This window comes from Draconibacterium sp., assembly GCF_041583095.1.
GTDB lineage: Bacteria > Bacteroidota > Bacteroidia > Bacteroidales > Prolixibacteraceae > Draconibacterium.
Genome location: NZ_JBFHGM010000271.1, coordinates 1 through 6911, shown reverse-complemented (window position 1 = coordinate 6911; position 6911 = coordinate 1). Strand labels below are relative to the sequence as shown.

Here is a 6911-nt window from a genome sequence, read left to right as displayed (position 1 = left end):
TGTCATACAGCGAAGAGCCCAACCTTATTCTTGCTGAAAAAGACCCGGGGCTGAACCAGAAAAGTATTGAAAAGGAAGAAGCTAAAAAATATCTCATGCAACTGATTGAGTCGTTGCCTGTGAACTACCGAACGGTGATTACGTTATTTCATCTGGAGGAGTTCTCGTACAAAGAGATAGAAGAGATTACAGGAATGCCCGAAGGAACCATTAAAAGTTACCTGAGCCGGGCACGAAAATTATTAAAAGGCAAGATTGAAAAAGTTGCCCGTTTGGAACAAACTAATATATTTGCTGACTATGTATAACGAAGATCGGAATTTTGACACAGACAAACTGCTGAAAGAGGCGTTCACTTCGGAGCCGGAATTCAAGCTGTCGGAGAATTTTACCGATGCCCTTGTTAAAAAGGTGGAGCAGCGTTTTGCCTGGAAACAATATATCAGGGAATTTACCATTTATCTGGCCGTTATACTCGGAATTATGCTTGTTGTAGCAATACTGGCTTTTGTTTGGTACGATGTTACCGTATCGGGCTGGATGGCGTTCTTTACAAAAAATGCTTCGCTGGTGGTTGGCATAAACCTTTTGATGGTGTTTGTTTTATTTGCCGACCGGGTATTGTTAAGGTATTTCATGTACCGGGCATCATCAGAATAAGCCCCTGACTTTCGCAATAAATACGTGTTGAGGAAAATGATCGCTTTTTACTCAGTTATCATCCTATAATCGGTTAGGAAAAGAATAAAAAGTACGATAAAAGCAACATCGATGAGACCAAAGACAGCAAAAACAACATGTGGCAGTTCGCCAATTCCCCAGTTGTACAAAGCCACCCAGGCATAGGCAAATTTGTAGGCCACCGCAACTTTTACAATCTCGACATTTCGTTTAATGTTGCGGTAAACAAACCAGTACAATATTCCCTGGGCAAAAACAAAAGCAGCATTTAGCTGCAGGTAAGCTTCTGTTTCGGGCAGCGGAATGTTAAACATGGCATACACATTTGGATACAGCAGAAAAAAAGAAACGCCCAGAATAAGATCGTAGGCGGCAGCAATAAGAAAAACTGTTTTGTAAAATTTCAATGTTCTCATAGTGGTTCCTCCTTTCGGTTAAAGAACGCTGAAGCAGCGATTTTTGGTTATCTATCGCTGTTTACTAGAAGCAGGTTGAAATGGTTGTGGAAATAGAGTTGCATGCCACAAGTTGGAAACCTGTCGAAAAATCAGTGCTGAATTATTGACGCATTTCTGCATTAAAGCATTTTCCCATTTTTACCACAGAGTTACACAGAGAAGCAACAGAGTTTCACAGAGAAAATGAGGATGATTCATGGACATATGCATTTCCAAATTAGCACAATTACCCATTCACAAATTAGTCCTTCAGTCCCTCAATCCTTCAAACTTTCATTCCCTTAATCCTTCTCACTTCTTATTCCGCAGGTAAATCACCTGGCCCAACCGGGGCTGCTCACCTTTTTTCATATCGTTACGGCGGTAAAGCGGTTTCAGTTTTATACCATACAGTTGCGAGATGTAATGCATGGTTTCGCCTTGCTGTGCACGGTGTGTAAGATGGTCTTTTTCTGATTTATTCTTCTTGTACTGAATATAAACCACCTCGTTAGGAATTGGGCGGTGTCCGGGTGGCTGATCGTTATATTTATACAACTCCCAGTCTTTTAAACCAAGCTCCTGTGCCAGGATTTCGTAGGTATCGCCTTTTTGTGCCACCACGGCTTTTACACGGTTAATTTTGGTAGCCTTGTGCGTGTTGAATGGCCTGATCGTAAGTGCTCCGGTTTTATCGGTATCAAGCACATTGTATGCCGTTTGTTCTCCCATGGGGCGAAAAGTCATTTTCTTGTCGAGCCGGTGAAGTTTGTTCTCTTCAATTATTCGAATCAGACGTTTGTCGTAATCGTGAGCCGTAGCATAACCCGCTTTTTTTAACCCTTTTGCCCAGGCTTTGTAATCCGTAGGGTCGAGCAGAAACAAGGAGGCGTAACGCGGATTTTCCATCAGGAAATTGGTGTGGTCGATGTACGAATCTTCCACCGAGCGGTAACTTCTGAAACACTCGTTACGGCGGTCGTCGTCGTAATACACTTTTTTACCTTTCCAGCTACTTTTACATTTTATGCCAAAGTGATTGTTTGATTTTCGCGACAGTTCGCTGTTGCCGTTGCCCGACTCCAGACAGCCCTGTGCCATGGTAATACTTGCAGGGATTCCACTGCGGTTCATCTCTTCAATAGCCAGTAGTTGCCACTGCCTGATGTACTCTTCGCGTGTTATGTTTTGCGAAAATGCGCTTGCGGCCAGTAAAATAAAAAGGATAAAGGAAATTATGTGTCTCATGTTTCTGTTACAACGTTTGCTGATGCCAAAAATAAAATACCCTGGGGCATTTGCCTACCAAATGCAGAGCATTTTATAAACAATGAAACGTGAGTAAGATGGGTTTATTGGCTATTGATGAAAAGAAATTGGGGAGAGAACCACAATACTATGTCAGTAAATGGCTGTATTGGCAGAATTACTACTTACCCCGAAGACGTTTTCATAAAAGTTGGGATTTCGGAGCCGGTTCTCCATCAAGGTGTAATAACTTCGATGGAGAACCGAAACCCGAATAAAACTCATCAACCTTCCTTGTTTTATAAGCCCATTTTTGTCACTTCGCTTTTCTGTGAACTGCGACAACTGTTTGTTCTGTTGAGCTCGAAGCTATAACAGAACCCGTTGATAAACAAGGCCAATAACTAGTCAAGAGGTTTTATAAAATTCATCAACGCTCTGTCGTGATTATTTACAATTTTGCATTCATTATCAAAATACATGGTAGCACCGTTTCCCGGAGTGTATTGTTCCCACGCTGGAAGCACACCATCAACATTTGGATTCCCTGATTTCACAAAGTTTATCCATGCCGAACTCATTTTGTCAGCTAATTTCCAGGCTTCATCGGTATTGCCGGTCCAGTCTGCTCTCAGGTCAACGGTATTGAATGCCAACGGAATGTCGAGACCATGAAACGAACCTTTCGATGCATTGTCAACACCACTTTTCCAGGCCAAAAAGTAAACATACAGCGGGGCATCTGTTTCCTGTGCCCGAGCGTCTGCAGTTCGAATGGTAAATGGCCTGAAAGTCTTGTCAACAGAAAGCAGATCCTGCGGAGTGAAATCGGGATAAGCCTCTGCAAACAGCGAAATGTATTCATCGGTTTTGTCGCCATATTCTTTTGCCAGGCGTTCTTTAGCCTCTTCCAAAGTCAGTTCTTTTTCGCCATAAGCGGTGCGCATCAGCTCATTTAGTGTGGTACCCATCATAAGCGGAATATCGTGAGAAATGTCTGCAAACCCGGGACTGAAAGGTTGTTGCAACAAAACATCACCGTCGGCAGAAGGTGCAAATCCAAACATGGTTGGCGAGCCCGGTATTCTCGGACCCGATGTTTTGGCAATTGCATCGTTGCCGGCTTTAACCAGCCCTTTGTAAGGGATCGTATCTAGTTTCTCAACATCGTTTGGTGTAAGTCCCAGGTTTTCAAGTACGGCTAATCCCAAAGCTTGCGATTTCTCTTTGGTCATTGTATTTATCAATGTTCCACTCTGAATAATGGCCTTGTGAAACAAACCTTTTGCCGCCGGCATACACATGATGGTGCCCACTTTTCCGCCGCCTCCTGATTCGCCAAGAATTGTTACATCAGCAGGGTTTCCACCAAACTGCTCAATATTTTTCTGAATCCATTCCAGGGCTTTCACAATGTCGAGCACTCCCACATTGGCCGATTTTGCATACTTATCGCCACATGCCGACAGGTCAAGAAACCCAAGAATATTCAAACGGTGATTTATGGATACGAAAACCACATCACCTTTTTTCGCCATAGCTTCGCCATAAGTCATCGGATCGTTGCTGGCACCGGTATGAAATCCGCCGCCATGTAGCCAAAGCATCACCGGGCGTTTTTTTCCATCCAGTATTCCCTGCGTCCAAACATTTGCACTAAACAGTTCTTTTTCGTTCTGAACAGAATCGGGATACCAGGGTACCACTTGCCGGGCTACCGGCCCAAAGGCGGTACATTCGCGAAGTCCGTTCCAGGCATCAGGTTCCTGCGGAGGCATAAATCGTTCGGCCTTGGCGTAAGGAATCCCCTTAAAAGCGTATACACTATCGTTAATACTGCCCGATATCGTACCAGAGGTGGTTTTTATAACCGGTTGCTGATTGTTGTTTGGTTTTGGTTTACAAGCCGTAAGACAAAATCCGGCTATAAGGGCAAAAAAGAATGTAACCTTTACTACTCGTTTCATACTTATAAATTTACTTAGGTTTAAATCAAATTTTATCTTTTGTTAATCAGATAGTGGTTCGTTCTGATCTGGTGTTGTAATATGCTTTGACTCCGAATTGTGAAATGGTTTAACCGCTGAATTAAACTTGGTTAAACCATATGGCTGATTGAGGGAGGATTGGGTAAAGCGTTTTTCATCACATTGTGTATTTTAATTTAGAAAAAGCAAAACAACAAAAGGCTACCCATACCAGGAAACTTTTTTCTTTCAGGTAGTGTCCTGTTCTCACTCTAGCATTCTGTAAGAAGAGAAAGGTACCATAGTGAAGAACATACTTCCATTTAATATAAAATTGTACATTTGAGAAAAATACCCGTTTATGCGAAGGAAGGAACTCACGATAAAAGTTTGCGAATACGATGCGGTAGATGAATTACCCGAGAGCGATCAGAGATTGTTGCTGGCAGCGCGCGAAGCCAGTAAAAATGCATATGCACCGTATTCGAAATTTTGTGTGGGAGCCGCACTTTTGCTCGAAAACGGCGAGGTGGTAACCGGCAGTAACCAGGAGAATGCTGACTTTACCGATGGACTGTGTGCTGAGCGGGTAGCCCTGTTTTATGCTAACTCTACTTACCCCGACCAGGCAGTAAAAGCCATTGCCGTTACGGCACAAAATTCGCACGGATTTCTGGAACTTCCGGCGCAACCCTGCGGTTCGTGTCGCCAGGTGCTGGTTGAAACCGAGTTTCGCTACAGCCAGCCCATTCGCATCATACTCGATGGCCGTAAACACATACAGGTTTTGGATGGCGCCGATAATTTGCTGCCCTTTGCGTTTAAACCGAAGGATCTGGATTAGAGGAGTGCAAGGCAAAAGGTAAAAGTAGACAGTCAAAAACAGCAAAAAGACAAAAGCTGAGTATGGCTGTCATCCCGACGAGCCCCGAAACTTCGGGGGAGGAGAGATCTGTTTCAGTTCTCCTTTACACGTTTGGGTTTTATAAAAAAATCATTGCGAGCTTATTGAAGCATTTCAGCATTAAATCATTTCCGCATTTACTCATTCACTCAATTGCCCATTCACCACAATCCTTCACTCCTTCAATTCACACTTCCACCGGACTAAATTTCCCGGCTTTAAAAAGTTTCATAAACTCGTCCCACACCGGATCTTTTGGCGGGTCGGCAACAATAGTAAGCGGTTCTTTGCGCACGGGGTGCATCAATTCTACTTTGCGTGCATGCAAGTGAATTCCTTTATTTTTGTTCGACCGTGGTGCGCCGTATTTTAAATCACCTTTAATGTGCATTTTTAGCTGGCGCAGCTGAACCCTGATCTGATGATGACGCCCGGTGTGAATTTCCACCTCCAGCAAATGATAGCGGTCGATACTGGCCACATGACGGTAGGTGAGGCTGGCAAATTTTGATCCCGGTTTTGGCTCGGTATAGGCGTAACTTCGGTTTTTCTCTTCGTCTTTGCGCAGGTAATGTTCCAACGTGTCGGTGTATTTTGGCGGACGTTTATCAACCACAGCCCAATACACTTTTCGCATGCCGTCTTTGGTTTGGAAAAGTTTGTTTAACCGTGGCAGTACTTTGCTGGTTTTCGCCAAAATAAGAATACCGCTTGTTGGGCGGTCGAGGCGGTGAGGCAGGCCAAGGTAAACATTTCCCGGTTTGTTATATTTCACTTTCAGGTAATGTTTAACCTTGTCCAAAACGGTTTCGTCGCCGGTTTTATCGCCCTGCACAACATCGCCGCATGCCTTGTTTATTGCAATAATATGATTGTCTTCGTATATTACTTCCATCGTTAGCGCCTAGCTATTAGCTTCAAGCTACAAGTAAGAAAATTTATTTCAAACTTCCAGCCACGTACTTTTGCCTTCCTACTTTTTCCTTTTTCCTTGAATCCTAATACTGTTCCTTATCGCTCGGGAAATCCTGCGATTTTACATCGTTTATATAATTTCCTACGGCACCTTTAATTTCGGCTGCCAGGTTGTGGTATCTGCGCAAAAAACGTGGCGAGAACTGTTGTGTAATTCCCAGCATATCGTGGATTACCAGTACCTGACCGTCAACACCGCCACCGGCACCAATTCCAATTACCGGAATCTTTAGTTTTTTGGCAACCTGTTCGCCAAGTGATGCAGGAATTTTCTCCAGCACAATTGCAAAACAACCGGCTTCTTCCAGCAGTTTGGCATCGTTGATCAGCTTCTCTGCTTCGGCTTCCTGTTTGGCACGCACCGTGTAAGTCCCGAATTTATGAATCGACTGTGGCATTAATCCCAGGTGTCCCATCACCGGAATTCCGGCCGAAAGGATACGTTTTACCGATTCTATTACTTCTTCGCCACCTTCCAGTTTTACCGCGTCGGCAGCTGTTTCTTTCATTATCCGAATGGCTGAATTTAATGCTTCGCGCGAATTGCCCTGGTAGGTTCCGAAAGGAAGGTCGACCACAACAAGTGCACGGTTTACGGCACGCACCACCGATGCTCCCATAAAGATCATTTCGTTAAGGGTGATAGGTAGCGTGGTTTCGTGCCCCGCCATTACGTTCGAGGCCGAATCGCCAACCAGA

Annotated in this window: 8 protein-coding genes; 3 read left to right on the top strand and 5 right to left on the bottom strand. The window is 44.1% G+C overall.

What is annotated here, in order from left to right; all coding sequences use genetic code 11:
• A partial coding sequence (locus ABZB17_RS18755; protein WP_372652459.1) for an RNA polymerase sigma factor occupies window positions 1-308 on the top strand: 308 nt, incomplete at its 5' end.
• On the top strand, window positions 301-660 hold the full coding sequence (locus tag ABZB17_RS18750) for a hypothetical protein (RefSeq protein ID WP_372652456.1): 360 nt from the start codon (window positions 301-303) through the stop codon (window positions 658-660). The genes ABZB17_RS18755 and ABZB17_RS18750, both read left to right, overlap by 8 nt.
• Before the next feature lie 47 nt (window positions 661-707).
• Here the strand turns inward: ABZB17_RS18750 and ABZB17_RS18745 are convergent, their stop codons facing one another.
• From ABZB17_RS18745 to ABZB17_RS18735, 3 genes are all read right to left on the bottom strand, one after another.
• Complete coding sequence (locus ABZB17_RS18745) at window positions 708-1097, bottom strand: hypothetical protein (protein ID WP_372652454.1); 390 nt, start codon at window positions 1095-1097, stop codon at window positions 708-710.
• A 333-nt stretch (window positions 1098-1430) separates the two neighbouring features.
• On the bottom strand, window positions 1431-2366 hold the full coding sequence (locus ABZB17_RS18740) for a glucosaminidase domain-containing protein (protein ID WP_372652452.1): 936 nt from the start codon (window positions 2364-2366) through the stop codon (window positions 1431-1433).
• Window positions 2367-2770: 404 nt separating this feature from the next.
• Window positions 2771-4333 carry a carboxylesterase/lipase family protein gene (locus ABZB17_RS18735; protein ID WP_372652449.1) on the bottom strand — a complete coding sequence of 521 codons (1563 nt, stop codon included), beginning with the start codon at window positions 4331-4333 and terminating at the stop codon, window positions 2771-2773.
• 361 nt (window positions 4334-4694) lie between these two features.
• On the opposite strand from ABZB17_RS18735, the gene ABZB17_RS18730 reads away from it, so the two are divergent.
• Window positions 4695-5177: a cytidine deaminase gene (locus tag ABZB17_RS18730; protein WP_372652445.1), complete on the top strand. Its 483-nt coding sequence runs from the start codon at window positions 4695-4697 to the stop codon at window positions 5175-5177.
• A 247-nt stretch (window positions 5178-5424) separates the two neighbouring features.
• Here the strand turns inward: ABZB17_RS18730 and ABZB17_RS18725 are convergent, their stop codons facing one another.
• Entirely contained in the window at window positions 5425-6132 is a 708-nt protein-coding gene (locus tag ABZB17_RS18725; protein WP_303919889.1) for an RluA family pseudouridine synthase, read from the bottom strand.
• A gap of 103 nt (window positions 6133-6235) precedes the next feature.
• The coding region (gene panB / locus ABZB17_RS18720) for a 3-methyl-2-oxobutanoate hydroxymethyltransferase (RefSeq protein ID WP_372652443.1) at window positions 6236-6911 on the bottom strand (676 nt) is incomplete at its 5' end.

Coding starts and splice junctions, on each gene's coding strand:
- ABZB17_RS18750 (WP_372652456.1), top strand. CDS start 301: ATGTATAACGAAGATCGGAATTTTGACACAGACAAACTGCTGAAAGAG.
- ABZB17_RS18745 (WP_372652454.1), bottom strand. CDS start 1,097: ATGAGAACATTGAAATTTTACAAAACAGTTTTTCTTATTGCTGCCGCC.
- ABZB17_RS18740 (WP_372652452.1), bottom strand. CDS start 2,366: ATGAGACACATAATTTCCTTTATCCTTTTTATTTTACTGGCCGCAAGC.
- ABZB17_RS18735 (WP_372652449.1), bottom strand. CDS start 4,333: ATGAAACGAGTAGTAAAGGTTACATTCTTTTTTGCCCTTATAGCCGGA.
- ABZB17_RS18730 (WP_372652445.1), top strand. CDS start 4,695: ATGCGAAGGAAGGAACTCACGATAAAAGTTTGCGAATACGATGCGGTA.
- ABZB17_RS18725 (WP_303919889.1), bottom strand. CDS start 6,132: ATGGAAGTAATATACGAAGACAATCATATTATTGCAATAAACAAGGCA.